General features: G+C 40.4%; 19 protein-coding genes. 13 read left to right on the forward strand and 6 right to left on the reverse strand.

The genetic code is table 11. The features are described from left to right. The first annotated feature begins 30 nt into the window (after positions 1-30). The 4 genes from BLT18_RS06770 to BLT18_RS06785 all read left to right on the forward strand — a co-directional run bounded on the left by BLT18_RS06770 (position 31) and on the right by BLT18_RS06785 (position 3,046). Complete coding sequence (locus BLT18_RS06770) at positions 31-552, forward strand: hypothetical protein (protein ID WP_091272400.1); 522 nt, start codon at positions 31-33, stop codon at positions 550-552. A 143-nt stretch (positions 553-695) separates the two neighbouring features. Beyond that, entirely contained in the window at positions 696-1,058 is a 363-nt protein-coding gene (locus BLT18_RS06775) for a c-type cytochrome (protein ID WP_091272402.1), read from the forward strand. Between the two features lie 151 nt (positions 1,059-1,209). Continuing rightward, on the forward strand, positions 1,210-1,941 hold the full coding sequence (locus BLT18_RS06780; protein WP_091272403.1) for a tRNA (adenine(22)-N(1))-methyltransferase: 732 nt from the start codon (positions 1,210-1,212) through the stop codon (positions 1,939-1,941). Continuing rightward, positions 1,928-3,046 (forward strand): Nif3-like dinuclear metal center hexameric protein, encoded by a 1,119-nt coding sequence (locus BLT18_RS06785; RefSeq protein ID WP_091272405.1) that lies wholly within the window; start codon positions 1,928-1,930, stop codon positions 3,044-3,046. Before BLT18_RS06780 ends, BLT18_RS06785 begins: the two co-directional genes overlap by 14 nt. A gap of 67 nt (positions 3,047-3,113) precedes the next feature. Here BLT18_RS06785 and BLT18_RS06790 read toward each other — a convergent pair whose 3' ends face one another. Beyond that, positions 3,114-4,058: a 4-hydroxy-3-methylbut-2-enyl diphosphate reductase gene (locus tag BLT18_RS06790; RefSeq protein ID WP_091272406.1), complete on the reverse strand. Its 945-nt coding sequence runs from the start codon at positions 4,056-4,058 to the stop codon at positions 3,114-3,116. 136 nt (positions 4,059-4,194) lie between these two features. Then, on the reverse strand, positions 4,195-4,701 hold the full coding sequence (gene vrrA / locus BLT18_RS06795; RefSeq protein ID WP_175487397.1) for a VrrA/YqfQ family protein: 507 nt from the start codon (positions 4,699-4,701) through the stop codon (positions 4,195-4,197). A 158-nt stretch (positions 4,702-4,859) separates the two neighbouring features. Here vrrA and BLT18_RS06800 point away from each other — a divergent pair, with 158 nt between their 5' ends. Together BLT18_RS06800 and BLT18_RS06805 are read left to right on the forward strand one after the other, a co-directional pair. Then, entirely contained in the window at positions 4,860-6,155 is a 1,296-nt protein-coding gene (locus BLT18_RS06800; protein ID WP_091272410.1) for a DEAD/DEAH box helicase, read from the forward strand. A 19-nt stretch (positions 6,156-6,174) separates the two neighbouring features. Continuing rightward, positions 6,175-7,062, forward strand: a complete 888-nt coding sequence (locus BLT18_RS06805; RefSeq protein WP_091272412.1) for a deoxyribonuclease IV — start codon at positions 6,175-6,177, stop codon at positions 7,060-7,062. Between the two features lie 57 nt (positions 7,063-7,119). Here BLT18_RS06805 and BLT18_RS06810 read toward each other — a convergent pair whose 3' ends face one another. Continuing rightward, complete coding sequence (locus BLT18_RS06810) at positions 7,120-7,383, reverse strand: DUF2624 family protein (protein ID WP_175487398.1); 264 nt, start codon at positions 7,381-7,383, stop codon at positions 7,120-7,122. Between the two features lie 267 nt (positions 7,384-7,650). Here BLT18_RS06810 and BLT18_RS06815 point away from each other — a divergent pair, with 267 nt between their 5' ends. Then, positions 7,651-9,018, forward strand: coding sequence for a two-component system sensor histidine kinase NtrB (locus tag BLT18_RS06815; protein WP_091272415.1), 1,368 nt, complete (start codon positions 7,651-7,653; stop codon positions 9,016-9,018). Between the two features lie 166 nt (positions 9,019-9,184). After that, the gene (locus BLT18_RS06820; RefSeq protein WP_245705202.1) at positions 9,185-9,862 is read left to right on the forward strand and encodes a lytic transglycosylase domain-containing protein; all 678 of its coding nucleotides are present in this window, start codon (positions 9,185-9,187) and stop codon (positions 9,860-9,862) included. A 27-nt stretch (positions 9,863-9,889) separates the two neighbouring features. Here BLT18_RS06820 and BLT18_RS06825 read toward each other — a convergent pair whose 3' ends face one another. Next, the gene (locus BLT18_RS06825) at positions 9,890-11,995 is read right to left on the reverse strand and encodes an RNA degradosome polyphosphate kinase (protein WP_091272416.1); all 2,106 of its coding nucleotides are present in this window, start codon (positions 11,993-11,995) and stop codon (positions 9,890-9,892) included. A gap of 62 nt (positions 11,996-12,057) precedes the next feature. Beyond that, complete coding sequence (gene ppx, locus BLT18_RS06830) at positions 12,058-13,620, reverse strand: exopolyphosphatase (RefSeq protein ID WP_091272418.1); 1,563 nt, start codon at positions 13,618-13,620, stop codon at positions 12,058-12,060. 201 nt (positions 13,621-13,821) lie between these two features. On the opposite strand from ppx, the gene BLT18_RS06835 reads away from it, so the two are divergent. The 5 genes from BLT18_RS06835 to BLT18_RS06855 all read left to right on the forward strand — a co-directional run bounded on the left by BLT18_RS06835 (position 13,822) and on the right by BLT18_RS06855 (position 17,302). Further along, complete coding sequence (locus tag BLT18_RS06835; RefSeq protein ID WP_091272419.1) at positions 13,822-14,595, forward strand: metal ABC transporter ATP-binding protein; 774 nt, start codon at positions 13,822-13,824, stop codon at positions 14,593-14,595. Between the two features lies 1 nt (position 14,596). Then, on the forward strand, positions 14,597-15,463 hold the full coding sequence (locus BLT18_RS06840) for a metal ABC transporter permease (protein WP_091272421.1): 867 nt from the start codon (positions 14,597-14,599) through the stop codon (positions 15,461-15,463). A gap of 60 nt (positions 15,464-15,523) precedes the next feature. Further along, complete coding sequence (locus BLT18_RS06845; protein ID WP_091272422.1) at positions 15,524-16,357, forward strand: metal ABC transporter permease; 834 nt, start codon at positions 15,524-15,526, stop codon at positions 16,355-16,357. Beyond that, on the forward strand, positions 16,357-16,782 hold the full coding sequence (locus BLT18_RS06850) for a Fur family transcriptional regulator (RefSeq protein ID WP_091272424.1): 426 nt from the start codon (positions 16,357-16,359) through the stop codon (positions 16,780-16,782). The genes BLT18_RS06845 and BLT18_RS06850 overlap by 1 nt, the downstream gene beginning before the upstream one ends. Before the next feature lie 100 nt (positions 16,783-16,882). Beyond that, positions 16,883-17,302, forward strand: coding sequence for a DUF4190 domain-containing protein (locus tag BLT18_RS06855; RefSeq protein ID WP_245705203.1), 420 nt, complete (start codon positions 16,883-16,885; stop codon positions 17,300-17,302). Positions 17,303-17,375: 73 nt separating this feature from the next. Here the strand turns inward: BLT18_RS06855 and ispG are convergent, their stop codons facing one another. Beyond that, positions 17,376-18,464: a flavodoxin-dependent (E)-4-hydroxy-3-methylbut-2-enyl-diphosphate synthase gene (gene ispG / locus BLT18_RS06860; RefSeq protein WP_175487409.1), complete on the reverse strand. Its 1,089-nt coding sequence runs from the start codon at positions 18,462-18,464 to the stop codon at positions 17,376-17,378. Positions 18,465-18,469 lie beyond the last annotated feature (5 nt).

Genomic DNA, 18,469 nt, shown 5'->3' on the forward strand with positions numbered 1-18,469 from the left:
TCCTTTCCATGATCGTGAAAGGAGATTTTTATGTCAGAGGAAAGAAAAAGGGTCATTATTGATGAAATTCATTACTGGAGAGCAAATAAACTCTTGCCGGAGCATTACTGTAACTTTTTATTAATGTTGTATACACAAGGTGAAGTGCGTGCGAATAACAGAATACCATTGTTTTATACCGCTGTTCTGCTGTTTGTTTTTATTGGAATGGCTCTAGTCTTTTTTCTCCACTACGCAACGGACACATCCATAGGGATAAAGGCGGGAGCAAGTGGGATGTTGACCATTGCTGTTTTCTTACTTGCTTTATGGCTGAGAAACCGAGAGCGAATGGCTTTTCATATTTTCATCGCTGCAGCTGCATTATTATTATTTGTTACAACGACCAATGTGGCATTTTTCACAGAAAATAGCGGGGTATTGATTACTACAATCTTCATCAACTTGAGTGCCTGGATGGCAGCTGGGTTGTATTGGAAACTGGCTTATTTGCAGTGGTCTGGAGCAGGTGGTGTGTTATTAGCCGGTGTATACATCATTACTTCCCTTTAAAACGGTATAATTGAACAGGAAGTGACAAAAACTATAAATGTCTCCTTTTTATCTTTTCTAATGAGGAATAATACAGTAAAATATATAAGGAATGCGGATTCATATCGCGAATGATAGTATACATAGTAGAAGGGGGATAAAGCGTGAAAAATAAGCCGCTCATTCCATTTTTGATTACTGCGGTTGCTGGTTTATTGTTAATGCTCGGATTATCTCTTGTCGGAGTAAATCAGCAGCAAGCTGGTGAAGATGGAGAAGATGCAGAGCAACAGGACCCAGTAGAGTATGGAGAAGAATTAGTCAATGAAAACTGTATTTCTTGTCACGGAGAAAACCTTGAAGGACAAGGAGATTATCCAGCTATTAACGATTCGGGAGAGCAGTATTCCGCTGAAGAGCTAGCTGATATTGCCCAAAACGGTATTGGAGACATGCCGGGCGGTATTGCGAATCCAGAAGAGTCACAAGCAATTGCAGAATACTTGATGTCGTTGTCGGAAGAATAATGGCACTGGAGGAGGGAGCGCTGTTGGCTGCCTCCTCTTTTTACATCACAATAAATGTTTTAGCGACAGGGTATGTCAGGCATTTATGCATGAAAAAGAAGATTTTTATTTGTAAACATCGGGAACATGGATGAAGAGAGGACCACAGTTTATGAGTACAGAGAGTGTATCAAAACGGTTGCAGGCAATAGCAAGCGAAATTCCGCAACAGACACGCGTTGCAGATATTGGCACAGACCATGGATATCTGCCTATTCATCTTGTGAAAAATCATCGTGCTGAATGGGTCTTAGCAGCTGATGTCAATGACGGCCCTTTGCAAACAGCAGCAAATCATGTTCAAGCAGAGGGGCTCATGAGTCACATAGAAACAAGAGTTGGGTCTGGTTTAACTGTTATTGAAGAAGAAGACGAAATCGATGTCGTTGTGATTGCAGGCATGGGAGGGGTTCTAATCGCCAACATTCTTGAAGAAGGACTGCCGGTATTGAATAAAGTGAAACGTTTAGTCCTTCAGCCCAATCTCAAGGCATGCGACGTTAGAACGTGGATGCTTCGTCACGGCTGGCAGTTAATAAATGAACAGATTGTGGAAGAAGACGGACGGATATATGAGATTCTCACAGCTGAAAAAGGCGATCCGTTGTCTCCTTATGGGGCATTGGAGGCACAACGAGAAGCTGGTGTGTTGTTTGGTCCATACTTAATAAAAAAACAGCCTGCTCCCTTTTTAAAAAAATGGAAACGGGAAAAAGAAAATTGGAAGCGGGTGCTGCAGCAGTTAGAACATGCAGCTGATCCAGCCTTGGTGTCTCGCAAACAGAGCGAATTAGAGCGTAAAATAAACTTGTTAGAGGAGGTATTACAACATGAAACCAGCTAATGGACAAATGATTATTCAGCAATTTGAGCAATTTTCACCGAAATCTTTAGCCGTTGACGGAGATAAAATCGGGCTAATGGTCGGAACTTTAAATAAGCCTGTCCATAAAGTAATGATTGCACTAGACGTACTCGAAGAAGTGATTGATGAAGCAATTGAAAAAGAGGCAGATTTAATTATTGCCCATCACCCACTAATTTTTAAACCGTTAAAACACATTGACACATCGAAAGGGCAAGGGCCTATTATTGAGAAATGCATAAAACATGACATTACCGTTTATGCGGCTCATACCAACTTAGACATAGCAAAGGGCGGTGTGAATGATATGATGGCAGAAGCATTACAACTGCAAGACACGGATGTGCTTGTGCCGACACAAGAAGCCCCGCTTAAAAAATTAGTTGCATTCACACCTCTTAGCCACGTCGATCAAGTCAGACAAGCACTGGGAGACGCAGGAGCCGGCTATATTGGTGACTACAGCCATTGTACGTTTTCGGCGGAAGGGACTGGAACATTTATTCCAGGAGAAGGAACCAACCCGTACCTTGGAAAACAGGGAGAAATGGAATTTGCATCAGAGAAGCGAATCGAAACGGTTGTGCCGGAAAATTTGTTAAAACGTGTCGTGCGTGCCTTAGAAAAGGCACATCCATATGAAGAACCGGCTTATGATATTTATCCGCTTGATTTAGAAGGAGAAACAATGGGACTTGGGCGAATTGGAACGCTGGAAGAAACAGTTTCATTGGAGGAATTTGTAAGCCAAGTAAAAACAGCATTTGATGTGGAACATGTGCGCGCAGTTGGATCGTTAGCACAGCCAGTCAAAAAAGTAGCTGTGCTAGGCGGCGATGGCAACAAATATTGGATGCATGCGAAGCGTCAAGGAGCAGATGTCTATGTGACAGGTGACTTGTATTATCATGTAGCACACGATGCAAAAATGGACGGCTTAAACATGATTGACCCCGGCCATAACGTGGAAAAAATCATGAAAAACGGTGTGAAGAAGAAAATGGAAGAGCTGATAGATATGAAAAAATACAGCACATCGTTTATTGCTTCTTCTGTATCAACTGATCCGTTCACTTTCTTGTAAGAACCAAAGGCAGTGAGGATAATAAAAAAACCGCGCTCATTTCAACAAGCGCGGTTTTTTATTATGCTTATTTTTTCGCTTTTACTTTCGGTAATATTTTAGAATTATTTACTTTTCGTTCGGTATGCCATGTTGATGGATCGTTCTCATCGTATTGCTGTAAAAATTGAATAACTTCTTTGGTAATCGGTGTTGGGGTCGAAGCTCCTGCTGTTACAGCAATCGTATGCAACCCTTGCAGCCATTCCAAATGTAATTCGGTAATATCAGCTATGCGGTGAGCAGGGGTTCCTGCAATTTTTTCTGATACTTGGGCAAGACGGTTGGAGTTGTTGCTTTTAGGGTCACCAACAACCAGCATTAAGTCAGCTTCTTTTGCTTGTTCTGCGACAGCTTCTTGTCTTACCTGGGTTGCCATGCAGATTTCGTTATGAATTTCAGCATGTGGATAACGTTTCATCGCTTCATTCATGATGTCAGAAACATCCCACTGACTCATGGTTGTTTGGTTCGTAATAATGATTTTGTCCGCATCGATGTCAAGGTTCTGTACGTCTTCCATTGACTCCACCAAATGAACGATATCCGGCGCGACACCAATCGCTCCTTCGGGTTCTGGATGCCCTTTTTTCCCGATGTAAATAACATGGTAGCCTTCTTCTTTTTTCTCACGAATAAGGTCATGGGTGCGTGTAACGTCAGGACATGTAGCATCCACAGTCGTTAAGCCCTTTTCTTTAGCAAGTTTGCGGACTTCAGGTGAAACACCGTGTGCAGTAAAAATAACAGTCCCTTTATCGACTTCTTTTAATATTTCTAAACGGTTAGGCCCGTCCAAGGAAATAATTCCCTCATCTTCAAATGCTTCTGTGACATGTTTATTGTGAACAATCATTCCCAAAATATAAATAGGGCGTGGCAAATCCAAGTTGCTTGCAGCTTGTTTTGCCAGAACCATCGCATCAACAACGCCGTAACAATAGCCCCTTGGGGAAATCTTAATAACTTCCATAACAGCCTCCTCTGAAACTGGTTCCATTCGACAAATACAGCATTTCAGTTAGTCGTGTGTGAAATGCTAGAGTCATTATACTATCTGTGCTGTAAAATGTAAAAGAACGTGCTGGAAGAGAAGGCGTTATGGTCGATTATACGTATAGTTTTGGCGGCGGAGCTTCGGCAAAATAGGATTCTGCTTTTTTATTGTCTGACTCGGCAGCAGGTTCAGGGAATGGTTCACTAATCTCTTCCTTGCCGGGGTTATCCTGATAATTTGTGTCTATATGTGAAGAATCGTTTGTTGTTGATGAAAGCATACTCCACAGTGCCGGGAGCTGTTTGACTAAAGGATAATATTGTTTGACCATCGGTGTGACCGTCTGTGCGACATTAATCATTTTTTGGACAGACGGTACAATATTTGATAAACCTCCTTGCTGTGTGGCAAGAGATGCCAGAGGAGCGAGTGATCTCCCGGCAAAAGGGACACTGGCAGAAGACCTTTGTGCAAAAGGTGTACTAGCCCTCTCTGTTGGTGCATTTGCTGGAGGCTGCATTCTATTCATGGCTGGCATGTGCTGCGTGTCAGGAAAAGACCGGTACTCAGGCGGCATCGGCGGCGGTCCTCCCATGTACGGCGGATAAGGTGGATACAACGTCATCATCCTTTCAATAAATGTGTCAAAACATAGATTTATGGAAGCTGTTTTTTTATGTTGTTTATGATAAAATATGATAGCATCTGCCTAGATGTGCAAGGAGAGACTGGTACGTGATAAAATAGAAGACCATCTAGCTAAAAGGCGGTGTGAACATGAATGGATTTCAACGATTTGACTTGCCCTCGTTTCTCATTCAATCATTACAAGAGCAGCAAATTGAAAAGCCAATGGAAATACAAGAACGATTAATACCAGCTATTTTAAATGGACGTGATGTGATTGGACAGTCACAAACAGGTTCTGGAAAGACATTTGCTTTTTTACTGCCGATTATAGCGAAAGTAAAACCAGAACTGGAATGCGTTCAGGCAGTGATCACAGCACCGACAAGAGAATTAGCTGGGCAGATTTATAATGAACTAAAAAGATTGCTTGAGGACCAGCCAACAGAGCATCTGATAAAGGCAAAGCAGTTAACAGGCGGAACCGACCGAATCCGCACGATGGAAAAATTGAACCAGCAGCCGCACATCGTTGTTGCTACACCCGGGCGTCTGAAAGATATGGCGAACACGCAGGCAATTGATGTACACAAAACAGAAATGTTTGTTGTTGATGAGGCTGATCAAATGCTTGATATGGGTTTTATTGAAGAAATCGATCCAGTAGCTGCTCTGATGCCCGATGACTTGCAGATGCTGGTGTTTTCAGCAACCATTCCAGAACAGTTGCAGCCGTTTTTGAGAAAATATATGCAAAATCCAAGACACGTGCATGTAAAACCAAAAGAGAGCACACCGGCCAAGATTGATCATAAATTTATCTTATTAAAATATAGAGACAGAACAGAGATGACAGTGACACTTGCTGAACGTCTGCGTCCATACTTTGCTATTGTGTTTACATCAACAAAAGAAGACGCTGATATTGTATTTGATGCTCTGCTGCAAGCAGGACTTCACGCGGATGTATTGCATGGCGGGCTTCCACCGCGCCAGCGCAAACAGGTGATGAGAAAAATTAATGGACTTGATATCCAGTATCTCGTCGCAACGGACTTAGCGGCCCGAGGCATGGATATTAAAGGTGTGTCTCATGTTATTAATCATTCGCTTCCTAAAGAGCTGGAGTATTATGTACACAGAGTGGGCAGAACTGCTCGTGCAGGAGAAACGGGAGAGGCATATACGTATATAGATAAAGACGAGTATCCAGCGGTGCAAAAGCTGCAGAACCAAGGAATTACGGCACAGTTCTTTGAATGGAAGCAGCAGGAGCTGCAAGCTGTTGCCAATCCGTTACAAAATAACAGACCCGATCTAAAGAAAACACCAGCCTTTCATAAGCCAAAACCAAAAAAAGTAAAGCCTGGTTATAAAAAGAAAGCTCGGCTGCAAGCCGAAAAACAACAAAAACGACAGAAAAAATTAAAAAAGAGACAAAGATAAAAACGGGGGAGTTATCCTTATGTTATTAGGTTCACACGTATCCATGAACGGCAAGAAAATGCTATTAGGTTCAAGTGAAGAAGCGGCTTCATATGGGGCGACAGCAATGATGGTTTATACTGGTGCCCCGCAAAATACACGCCGCAAGCCGATTGAAGAGTTAAATATTGAGGCGGGCAGACAACATATGGAAGAGAATGGAATTAAAGACGTTGTCGTTCATGCTCCATACATTATTAATATTGCCAATACCACCAAGCCAGCCACTTTTCAGCTTGGTGTAGACTTTTTACGCTCAGAAATAGAACGAAGTGAAGCTATTGGTGCGGCTCAAATTGTTCTTCATCCGGGATCACACGTTGGCGAAGGAGCCGAAAAAGGCATCGCCAAAATTATTGAAGGATTAAATGAAGTGATTGACGACAAACAAACAGTGCAAATTGCTCTAGAAACGATGGCCGGTAAGGGATCGGAATGTGGTCGTACCTTTGAAGAGATTGCAAAGATTATGGATGGTGTAACGCATAACGATAAGCTTTCTGTCTGCTTTGATACATGTCATACACACGATGCTGGCTATGATATCGTAAGCGATTTTGATGGAGTCTTAAATGCATTTGATAAAGTGATTGGCATCGATCGGTTAAAAGTCCTGCATGTCAATGACAGTAAAAATGAGCGCGGAGCCGGAAAAGACCGTCACGAAAATATTGGCTTTGGATATATCGGTTTTGATGCATTGAATTATGTCGTCCATCATCCTTCCATGGAACACGTTCCAAAAATTTTAGAAACCCCATATGTCGGTACGGATAAGAAAAATAAAAAACCACCGTATAAGCATGAAATTGATATGTTCAGCAATCAAACATTTAATAATCAATTAAAAGAAGAACTGTTGACATAAGTCGAATTAAACCAGCAGGTTTCTGTTCCAGAAACCTGCTGGTTTTTCTCGCTTATTCTACAAGTCTCCTATGAAATGATTGAATAATTCTTGCATCAGCGCATATGTTTGTGGAGCGACAATTTTTTCTGCTTTCTCTAATAAGTTATGCAACGATTGCTTGTCGTCAATAGACCAGCTGCTTGTTTGGACAAGTTCCAGCAGCTTAGCGGCTTCTTCATAGGAAACCGTGATACCATACAGTTTTCCGTAGTGGATAAGGTCATTTGGATGAAGTTCGGATAACTTATATTTTATCCATTGTTCTTTAAAGTGGTTCATATTCATCGCCCCTTATGATAATCAAGATCGAAATATCGTTCACATCTTATGTGCATATAAAAAAAGCGTGATAAAAAACGTCGCACAAATGAAAATACTCAGTCAATAACTAAAAAAAGTATGCATTCTTTGAACATTTTTAGTATAATCAGAGGGGAGGTAAGTATTGGAAAAACTGCAGCATAGATGATCATTTGTTTAATCATAAATGAAATGCTGAGAACAAGCAGCAACTAATGGGGGTTTGGTTAAACAAGGAGGGGTTATATGTACGAATCATTACGTACATTAAGTACAATTGATTTTAAAAAAGAATTTGAAAAATTGCGGTCTGATGCTGAGTTAGTATTAAGCAAGGATGGTTATATTATTTCTTTAAACAAAACAGGGGAAGAATTTTTTCAGGACAGCCGGTATTTTTATGATTATTTTACGCCATATCATGGGGAGCAAGCTCTTTACTATATTAACAAAATACGTGAAAAAGGAATGTGCAGAGATTTCACCTTGCTTCACCGCTTTGCAGACAAAGACGTATATGTACAATACAGCGGTGTGTTGAAAAATGGATTTATTTTATTAACAGGCACGGAAATGGTCAGTCCGCCGCCAGCGTTAGACTTAGATGACTTATTATCTCAGTTTGACCACGCGTACGCTATTATCGGACCAGATCTGGACATTGAACAAGTAAATGATGCTTTTTCGCGTTATCTTAGTGGAGAACATTCACATACAGAGAAGAAATTGAATTTCCAGTTTGTATCAGAAGGAAATGAAGGGTTGATTGTAGCTGCACGTCTTGTTAGAGATGTGTTGGAGAAACAAACGTCTCTTCAGTTAGAAGTAAAAAATGACCATAGTGGTGAATGGCTTAATCTAAAAGGAATTTATTTACAAGACACCAATCGAGTTTTATTAATGATTTACGATTTGTCGTATGAGCGCAAATATACACACTTACTCACTTATCAAGATCAAATGGAATCGGTGTCCCATTTATCTGCAGGGGTTGCGCATGAGCTGCGAAACCCGTTGTCTGTCATTAAAGGATTTTTACAACTGTCAGCTTTAACAAACAGTTTTGATAAATATTCGCAAACAATTTTATCAGAAACAGAGCGCATGAACGAAATCATTGATAATTTCTTGTCGGTTGCCAGGAAAAAAGCTAAAAAAGAATTACTCACACCAAAATGTTTATTAGATGGTGTGATTGACATTATCCGATCAGAATGTCTCATGCAAGGCATTCGTTTTCATTATGAGGTTGCCCCGGTTAGCGATAAGATTGAAGTGAATGAATCATCGTTTAAACAAATTATTTTGAACGCGCTCAGAAACTCTATTGAAGCGTATCCTGATGATAGTACAAGCAATGAATTTACCTTGAGAAGCTATGCTGAAGATGGACATTTAGTCATAAAGCTGAGCGACAATGGCGGCGGTATTCCAGAAGATGTATTAATGAATATCGGAAAGCCGTTTTTTACAACGAAAGATAAAGGAACTGGGGTAGGAATTCCGCTCTGTAAAAAGATTATGGAAGAACACAACGGTACATTTGATATCAAAAGTAAAGTAAATAAAGGAACAATTATTACATTGGCGTTTCCGCTGAAAAAAAACATGTAATGAACAAAAACTGCCTGAGAACAAATTCAGGCAGTTTTTGTAAGTTTCAGCCAGTTTACGCATCTGCATTGACCTTCGCTTTATCGGTCTGTTACAAACGTATACAATGTGGTTTTATTTGCTGGCGCGATAAAACATGTTTGTTTAAGACAGCGGAGGTGTGAATGTGAAAAACGGACGGATGTTTATTCTATTAACTGCAGTTATTATGTTAACCGGCTTTGATGATAAAGATTACGAAGAAAATGTCCAAGAACACCTTGATCGATTGCAAGAAAAAAGTTCTGAGTTAGAGAAAGCACAAGATATGAAAGCACATCTGTCTTTTGTAAAAGAATCTTCGCAGGTCGATTGGGATATTGATTACTTTGAATACAATGAACTGAAAAAACAAGCAGAACAGTTGAACGAAAAAAGTAATGGAAGATTCAATGTGCATTGGGGCATTTATTTAATATATCAAGCAAAGCAAAAAGGGATAGATCCAAATATTGTATTTGAGTTGTTAAACGTGGAAACAGGCGGTAAGTTTGATCCTTCTCTCGTTGGTCCGCCAACGAAATATGGACAAGCATACGGGCTGGCACAATTTATGAAAAATACAGGGCCGTGGATTGCGGAGAAAAGCGATTTGCCTTACAGTCATACGATGCTGTTTGATCCTTACTATTCCATTCAATTGTCTATTGAGTATTTAGATTATTTACAGGATAAGTTTGGTAACTGGGATAAAACATTAACCGCGTATCATCGCGGGGTCGGGGGATTAGAGGATTACGAAGAAAAACATGGCGATGCCAAAAGCTGGTATGCTGTGGAAATACAGCAAAAAGCGCAACAATAGGTGCCCGTCTTCTTCGGGCACCTTTATTTATTCATCATGATGTGTTTTCCATTTGGAAGCTAATTCGACAAACGTCATTTGGCTGTTTAGCGGAAGTTCTTTCGGATTGCGCTGCACATATTCGTAATTACCATGTTTATCTTGAATACGTGCTTTTACGTTGTCGCTTAGAATCATTTGTAATGTATCACACAGTCTGTCTTTTAAGGAACGTTCTAGAATTGGGAACATAATTTCAATACGCTTGTCCATATTACGGGTCATCCAGTCGGCAGATGATAGGAATAATTTTTCTTGGCCATGATGATGAAAATAGAAGATACGCGTGTGTTCTAAGTATTGACCGACAATGCTTATGACCCGAATATTGTCACTTATGCCTTCAATACCTGGACGCAGACAGCAGATTCCGCGCACAATTAAGTCAATGGAGACACCAGCAATTGATGCTTCGTATAATTTTAAAATGAGCGGCTTGTCTGTGAGAGAGTTCATTTTGGCAATAATCTTGCCTCCGCCACGGTCTTTGTGACAGGCGATTTCGTCATCAATATGTTGTAATAAACACTCTCTGATTTCACCGGGAGAGGCGCAAATTTGATTCCAATCAGGCTTTTCTCGATAGCCGCTTAGGTAATTAAAAAAGTTTGTGGCGTCTTCACCAAATTCCTGTTTGCACGTCATATAACCCATATCCGTATAGAGTTTTGCTGTAGAATCGTTGTAGTTTCCAGTGCCCAGGTGAACAAATCGTTTGATTTTGCCATGTTGTTTTTTAACGATAAGGGTGATCTTACTGTGGGTTTTTAAACCAGTTATGCCGTAAATAACATGTACACCAGCTTTTTCTAGCTTTTTGGCCCATTGAATATTGTTCTCTTCGTCAAATCGTGCTTTTAGTTCGACGAGCACAGTTACTTGTTTGCCGTTACCGGCGGCTTTTTCAAGAGCCTTGATAATAGGAGAATCGCCGCTTACTCTGTATAATGTTTGTTTAATAGCTAATACGTCTTTATCTTCTGCTGCTTTATTAACAAATTCAATAACAGGATAAAAAGATTCATAAGGATGGTGAAGTAATACATCCTTTTTGGAAACGGCCGAGAAAATATCGTCCTCATCGGTTAAATCTTGAGGAGGCTGCGGGATAATCGTTTCATCGACTAAGTGTTCATACTCGCTGGCGAGGTGGTTTCTAAGCGATGTCAAAAACGTAAGGTCCAGCGCCCCTTTGAAATAGTAAACATCTTTCTCATGTACTTCAAGCTCTGTTGTTAAATACCTTAACAGCTGAGAATCCATTAATCCCTGCTGGTATTCTAAGCGCACCGCTGCTCCCCATTTGCGTTTTTTAAGTTCTTTTTCGATTTCGCTTAATAAATCACGAGCGCCTTCTTCATGAATGCTTAAATCAGCATTGCGCGTAATACGGAATGGAGAAACCGACATTACTTCGTATCCTTGAAAAAGGTCATTAATAAATTCGCTGATTACTTGTTCTAGCATAATAAAATGTTTCTGGTGATTAGCTGCAGGCAATTCAACCACACGATTTAATACAGAAGGTACTTGTACGATGGCTAAACTTCGTTGCTCTGTTGAGCCACCTTTATGTAACAGCACCGCTAAATTAATAGATTTGTTTAACAGCATAGGAAATGGGTGATACGCATCAATGGCCATCGGTGTTAACACAGGAAAAACGTACTCTTTAAAATAGTAGGTTAAATATTGCATTTGCTCGTCGTTTAGTTCTCTGATGGTTAAAAATTTTATTCCTTCCTTAGCAAGCAGAGGGAGCAGGACGTCCGTATAATAATTGTCCTGGAGACCGACGAGTGACCGGTTTTTTTTCGTAATCGCGCTTAACTGCTGCTTTGGGGTCAGTCCGGCTTTGTTTTCAGGCTTGTTAAAACCGGCTTTTACTTGGTCTTTTAAGCCAGCAACACGCACCATAAAAAATTCATCCAAGTTGGAGCTGAAAATGCCTAGAAATTTTAAGCGTTCAAGCAGAGGGTTGTTACTGTCTAATGCTTCTTGCAGTACACGCTCATTAAAAGCGAGCCAGCTTAATTCACGATTGTTATAATGAGCCGGGTGATGTAAATCAGGTAATGATGTTTGCTCGCACATTTTATCAAGACACCTTTCTACGTACCATTTCTAAGTTGTAGTCCTATACTACCATTTTACTATTAATTTTTTGTAAAATTTGTATAAAGAAAGTAAAGATGGACCGGTTTTTTGATGACTTTTTCAATGTGTTTCTTATACTTTTTGCTTTTTAATTCTTCAAAATGGAAGCTGACATGATTTCGACAGTATATATAGACGGAAAGACCTCTGTTTTGTTTTTCCACTGCAATATGTTCAACGACGCGACGCTTGGTACGGTCAAGAGAATAGGACAGTTTAAGGATACTGCCAAGCAGTTCATAACGCTTTAACTCTTGTTTAGTGAGCATCGAACGAAAAGGGCGGATAAGCCGTTTGAACCATGATTTTGATTTAAAGGAGGCGATAGAAGCCAGCGCTAATCTGTTCTGGTGAGATATTCCATCAATAGATCGGTTCGTTAGTACATAAAAGGTGTGCTGGCTGCTTGCTTCATGGTTAATAAATTCTCCCATGTATAAAACCCTGGCACTTTGTTCCAGTAAATACAGATTATTCTCCTTTTTCAAGCTGCTCGGTAAATATGGAACAAGTGACTGATAAAGGCTTCCTGCAATAGCACCAACTGCTTTGACATCGTGTTCATTTATTTCAAATTCACGGCTTAATTGAAAAAAGCTTTCTTCAGCCACACTTGGAAAATATTGTTGTGAGGTGTCCCGCAGCACTTCTTCAAATAAGAGGCCGTCTCGCAAACCTTTGTGGCTCATTAAAAAATAATTGGCATGAACATAGTCAATCAGCTGATAAATGACGGCTGCAGCAGGAATAATTACATCAGCTCTGTCTTTGGAGAGGCCGTCTAATTCTTCTCTTTCTTTCAACGATAATTTTTCAAACAACGCAAGGGTTGCCTTTACGTCTTGGGGTGTCATGGTATATTGATGGAGGCCGGATAAAGCGTAATTCATTTGCGCCTGGTGAACCAGCGACATGTTCCTGGCACTGCCTCCAATGCCAACAACAGGGAGATTAGCGGTTTGTTTCAGCCATGGCAGCGCAGCAAATTGCTGATGAATAAAAGTTAAAAGCTGTTGAATATCGTTTTTTTCAGGTTCGCTGTCAGGGAAAAATTGTTTTTTTAAGGTGAGCGCACCAAATGGAAAGCTGTGAGAATAAAGAAGCTCCCGATTTTGAAAAAGCGTTATTTCCGTGCTTCCACCGCCGATATCAATGGTTATGCCGTCCGTAACATAAGTAGAGTTGACAACGGCTAAATATCCGTAACGTGCTTCTTCTGCTTCCGTTAGCACCCGCACCGTTAACGACGTTTCCTTATGGATATACGATAAGATTTTTTCACGGTTCGAGGCATTGCGAATGGCTGCTGTAGCCACCGCCTTCACGTTTTTCACCTGATGATACTCAATGACTTCTTCTAGTTGCTGGAGCGATTGCAGCAAGATGGTAAATCCTTCGGTAGTGAGACAGTTGTGTTCATCGATGTAGTTACTTAGCCGTGCTGATTTTTTTAAGTTATGTATTTCTCTTGCTCCTCTTTTTGCGTCAAGTTCATGTATGACAAGGCGAATAGAGTTAGAACCTATATCAATAACAGCAACTTTTTCTTTTTGTTGGTTCATCGAATTCCTCCTGTGTCGATGGGGGTGTTTAGACAAAGCCAAGCATAAGGATTTACAACGATATGTTCTTCCTGTATACTCAAAAAATATAAATCGTAATCATTCCTACTTCCACAGGATGTGGTGACTTCTACGCCCAACACAGGACGTGTGCGTTCTAAGTAGAAGTTTCTATAAAATCAGGTACGAGAAGGTGACTTTATGTATAAGAGTAACCAAGATGATACTGTTGTTCAAATAGATGATGTATCATTTCGATATGGCAGCCAGATGGTCCTTGAAAATATTAGTCTTTCCATTAAAAAAGGATCTTTTTTAGGATTAGTGGGACCAAATGGTTCAGGTAAATCTACTTTAGTAAAAATACTTCTGGGCTTGTTAAAGCCAACACATGGCAGGGTGCAGGTGTTTGATGCTCCTGTGGCCAAGTTTAAAAGCTGGGAAAAGATAGGATATGTTTCGCAAAAAGCGAACAGTTTTAATGCAGGGTTTCCGGTAACAGTTTTCGAAGTGGTCTCCATGGGATTGTATGGAAAAGTTGGTTTGCTGAAGTTTTTAAGCCGCAAACATAAAAAACAAATTTTTGAGTCGTTAGAAAGAGTAGGGATGAGCGAATACAGCAGCCGCAATATCGGTGAGCTGTCAGGCGGACAGCAGCAGCGTGTTTTTATTGCACGAGCTTTAGTCAGCAATCCTGATTTGTTAATTTTAGATGAACCGACAGTAGGAGTAGACACTGCGTCTGTCCAGCAGTTTTACTCTTTATTATCTCAATTAAACCGCGAAAAAAACATAACCTTGTTATTGGTCACTCATGACGTTGGTGTGATGACAAAATATGTATCCGACGTTGCTTGTTTAAATAAAACCCTCCATTTTCATGGTACGTCACAAGATTTTGAGAACAGTGACTTATCCTCGTTATATGGTCATGATGTTCAGGTGATTACACATGATCACGGGGGTGCCCGCTAAGATGCTGGATGTGTTTTTTACGTACGAATTTTTGCAGAATGCGTTTTTTGTAGGAATAATGATTGGTTTTTTAGCGCCGGTACTTGGCGTTTTTATTGTTGTCAGAAAGCTGGCATTGATTACAGATGCTTTGTCACACATTACACTTACTGGTATTGCGTTTCACCTGTTTGCAGCACAAAGTGCAGCGTGGCTTGCGTCTTTCAATCCTTTGTATATGGGGATGGCTTTTTCCGTTGCTGGCTCTTTAATGATGGAAAAACTTCGCAACGTGTATTCGGCGTATCAAGAGTTAGCAGTTCCAATTATTTTGTCATCGAGTATCGGCCTTGGTGTTGTTTTTATCTCGCTTGCAGACGGTTTTAATAATGATTTGTTTAATTATTTGTTTGGCAGTGTTATTGCAGTAACGAGAAATGATTTATGGACAATAGGTATTATTACGGTGCTTATTACAGCAATACTGATATTTTTTTATAAAGAACTGCTGTTTTTATCTTTTGACGAAGAACAAGCGAAAGTAAGCGGTCTTCCCAGTAAATGGATTAACATTGTATTTATTGTCATTACCGCATTAGTGATTGCTTCTTCCATGCGTATTGTTGGGATTATGCTTGTATCGTCCTTAATGGTTCTGCCCGCGGCAGCTTCGATACAACTGGCCAAAAGCTTTAAACAAATGTTTTTATATGCTGTTTTGTTTGGCGAAACTTCTGTTGTGCTTGGTTTAATTTCGGCTTTTTATTTGAATTTGGCTCCTGGGGGAATGATTGTTGTTACTGCCCTGTTGATTCTAGTGACAGTACTTTTATATAGAAAGGCAGCTGGATTTGCTATACAGACGGTTAGAAGAACGCCCAACATGTAATTGTGTATTATTTTAAGAAGATGTAAAATGAAAAGTAATAAAAAATGAGATGATGTAGTGATGGAATTATCTTTTATTGAGCGCGGTGTCATTGCCGCCATATTAATTGGTTTTATTGCCCCGATGGTGGGGTCGTTTTTGGCAGTTCGTCGTTCATCCATTATATCCGATTCCCTTTCTCATGTAACATTAACGGGAATCTCAGCCGGTGTACTGCTTGGACAAACGTGGAATATTATAACGATTAATCCGTTATACACTGGATTTATTTTTGCCCTTATTGGTTCATTAGTCATTGAAAAATTAAGGCAAACGTATCACCACTTCCAAGAGCTGGCCGCCCCGATTATTTTATCTGCTGGGGTGGGGCTTAGTGCGGTGATTATGAGCGCATCAAAGTCAGGATATAGTGAATGGTACGATTATTTATTTGGAAGTGTCGTTTCTGTTACAGAAGCAGACTTGATGTTTATTGTTATCACATCCATAACAGTTATCCTTATCTTCTTTTTGTTTTATAAAGAATTGATTTCGGTTTCGTTCGATCAAGAGTATGCCAGCGTTTCTGGCATCTCCATCAAACACATTAACTTTGTATTTTCACTGCTGGTGGCACTTGTTATTTCGATGTCAATGAAAGTGGTTGGAATATTACTGGTTGGCGCTCTTGTATCCTTGCCGGTAGCAAGCGCCCTGCAAATTGCCAAAAGCTTTAAAAAAACGCTTATTTGGGGAATTGTATTGGCGGAAACAGCAGTATTAACAGGTGTGTATTTTTCGTACCATTTTAATATTGCAACAGGCGGAACAATTGTGGTGGCTTCTTCTGTCATTTTGTTGATGGTATTAATGCAGAATTATGTTCAGTTGTTTGTAAATAGGAGGAAACAGTGATGAACGTGAAACAAGCATTGGATAAATTAAAAAAAGAAGGGTTTAAATTCACTGGAAAACGAGAGCAGCTTCTCCGTCTTTTTGCAGAAGAGAAACGGTATTTATCGGCAAAAGAAGTACTAGCATCTATGCAGAAATTGTACCCCAACGTCAGCTTTGATACCGTGTATCGTAATTTGTCGTTATTTGAAGAAATGGATATCCTTGAAATGACAGAATTGGAAGGGGAAAAGCGCTTCCGGTTCTCGTGTTCGACGACGAAGCATCATCACCACTTAATATGTTTAGACTGCGGAAAAACCAGGCAGATTGAAACATGTCCGATGGAGTGGCTGGAAGAAAGAATGGAAAGTGATTTTGAAGTAACTGGTCATAAGTTTGAAATTTATGGACATTGTTATGATTGTCAGATGCTTTCTGTATAAGTTGTTTTAAATTGGCAGTTTGAAAAGTCCCTCTCGAGAGATAATAAGAATGCTCTTCTTTCTAATCGTTAGTAAAAAGAGCAGGGAGGGGGCAGCAACGATGGATGAAGATAAGCAGCGTAATGATTTGCAGGATGAAGCGAACTTGCTTGCCAACGAAGAAGAATATCCAGTAGATAATGCTCAAGATAATGACTATAATATGGAAACAGCTTCAGAAGTTGCTTCGCCCGGTATCGGCAGCCGGGATAATATGTCAGAGCCGCAAAGAGAAGAAGAAGAGCAAGAGGCTACAATGGAGGCCAATGTTGATGATGAGTCAATGGGGAAAGGGCTTGGTATTACAGCTCTCATTCTAAGCATTTGTTCCTTATTCTTCTTACCTGTTATTACTGGTGGTGCGGGAATTGTACTGGGTATATTTGCCGCGCGTAAAGGAGCTAATGCCTTAGGTTATTGGTCCATTGGTTTAGGGGCATTCTCGATTGCAATGACTGTATTTTTTGCACCGTTCTTTTAGCCGCTTAAGTAATCCTTTTATAAACAAAAAAGAGCTGTCTTCAACAATTCTGTTGAAAGACAGCTCTTTTTTCTTATGTGGTAGTTGTTTCTTTTTTATAATGTTCTTCGGCGATTTTATCTACTTCTTTTTTTAATTCCTCTACCATCGTTTCTTCTGGTACTTTGCGAATAATTTCTCCGTGCCTAAACAGCAGCCCTTCTCCTTTAGCACCAGCGATACCGATGTCTGCTTCCCGGGCTTCACCTGGTCCATTGACCGCACAGCCCAAGACAGCTACTTTAATTGGAGCTTGAATGGAGGAAATATATTCTTCTACTTCATTTGCAATGCTGATAAGGTCAATTTCAATTCGGCCGCATGTTGGGCAAGAAATTAACGTTGCAGCATTTGATGCAAGTCCGAAGGTTTTTAACAATTCTCTGCCGACTTTTACTTCTTCAACCGGGTCGGCACTAAGAGAAATGCGGAGGGTGCTTCCAATACCTTTGCTTAAAATAGCACCAAGCCCGGCGGCACTTTTTACGGTTCCGGCAAACTGAGTACCTGACTCTGTAATACCTAAGTGAAGCGGATAAGAAAACGCTTGTGCAGCCTTTTCGTATGCTTCAATAGCAAGGTTTACATCAGATGCTTTCATGGAAACGATAATATCATAAAAATCCAAGTCTTCCAGGATTTTTATATGGTGCAATGCACTTTCTACCATTCCATCCGCAGTGGGATAGCCATACTTTTCTAGAATGCGTCTTTCAAGAGAGCCTGCATTCACGCCGATGCGAATAGGGATACGTTTTTCTTTTGCTGCTTTTACCACAGCTTCTACTTTTTCTCGTTTTCCGATATTACCCGGATTAATCCGGATTTTATCAGCACCGCCTTCAATTGCTTTTAAGGCAAGACGGTAATCGAAATGTATATCCACAACGAGCGGGATATTAATTTGTTTTTTTATGGCAGGAATTGCTTCAGCAGCCTGCATATCAGGACAAGCCACACGTACAATTTGACAACCTGCTTCTTCTAAGCGTTTTATTTCACTTACGGTTGCTTCTACATCATGAGTTTTGGTGGTGGTCATACTTTGCACAACTACTTCGTCATTGCCGCCGATAACCAGATTTCCTACTTTTACAGGTCTGGTTTCTGTGCGGTGAGTGATACGGC

The organism is Alteribacillus persepolensis (assembly GCF_900099605.1).
Taxonomy (GTDB): domain Bacteria; phylum Bacillota; class Bacilli; order Bacillales; family Marinococcaceae; genus Alteribacillus; species Alteribacillus persepolensis.

Coding starts and splice junctions, on each gene's coding strand:
- BLT18_RS06815 (WP_091272415.1), top strand. CDS start 7,651: ATGTACGAATCATTACGTACATTAAGTACAATTGATTTTAAAAAAGAA.
- BLT18_RS06785 (WP_091272405.1), top strand. CDS start 1,928: ATGAAACCAGCTAATGGACAAATGATTATTCAGCAATTTGAGCAATTT.
- BLT18_RS06845 (WP_091272422.1), top strand. CDS start 15,524: ATGGAATTATCTTTTATTGAGCGCGGTGTCATTGCCGCCATATTAATT.
- BLT18_RS06800 (WP_091272410.1), top strand. CDS start 4,860: ATGAATGGATTTCAACGATTTGACTTGCCCTCGTTTCTCATTCAATCA.
- ppx (WP_091272418.1), bottom strand. CDS start 13,620: ATGAACCAACAAAAAGAAAAAGTTGCTGTTATTGATATAGGTTCTAAC.
- BLT18_RS06825 (WP_091272416.1), bottom strand. CDS start 11,995: ATGTGCGAGCAAACATCATTACCTGATTTACATCACCCGGCTCATTAT.
- BLT18_RS06835 (WP_091272419.1), top strand. CDS start 13,822: ATGTATAAGAGTAACCAAGATGATACTGTTGTTCAAATAGATGATGTA.
- BLT18_RS06780 (WP_091272403.1), top strand. CDS start 1,210: ATGAGTACAGAGAGTGTATCAAAACGGTTGCAGGCAATAGCAAGCGAA.
- BLT18_RS06790 (WP_091272406.1), bottom strand. CDS start 4,058: ATGGAAGTTATTAAGATTTCCCCAAGGGGCTATTGTTACGGCGTTGTT.
- BLT18_RS06805 (WP_091272412.1), top strand. CDS start 6,175: ATGTTATTAGGTTCACACGTATCCATGAACGGCAAGAAAATGCTATTA.
- BLT18_RS06770 (WP_091272400.1), top strand. CDS start 31: ATGTCAGAGGAAAGAAAAAGGGTCATTATTGATGAAATTCATTACTGG.
- BLT18_RS06840 (WP_091272421.1), top strand. CDS start 14,597: ATGCTGGATGTGTTTTTTACGTACGAATTTTTGCAGAATGCGTTTTTT.
- BLT18_RS06810 (WP_175487398.1), bottom strand. CDS start 7,383: ATGAACCACTTTAAAGAACAATGGATAAAATATAAGTTATCCGAACTT.
- BLT18_RS06855 (WP_245705203.1), top strand. CDS start 16,883: ATGGATGAAGATAAGCAGCGTAATGATTTGCAGGATGAAGCGAACTTG.
- BLT18_RS06850 (WP_091272424.1), top strand. CDS start 16,357: ATGAACGTGAAACAAGCATTGGATAAATTAAAAAAAGAAGGGTTTAAA.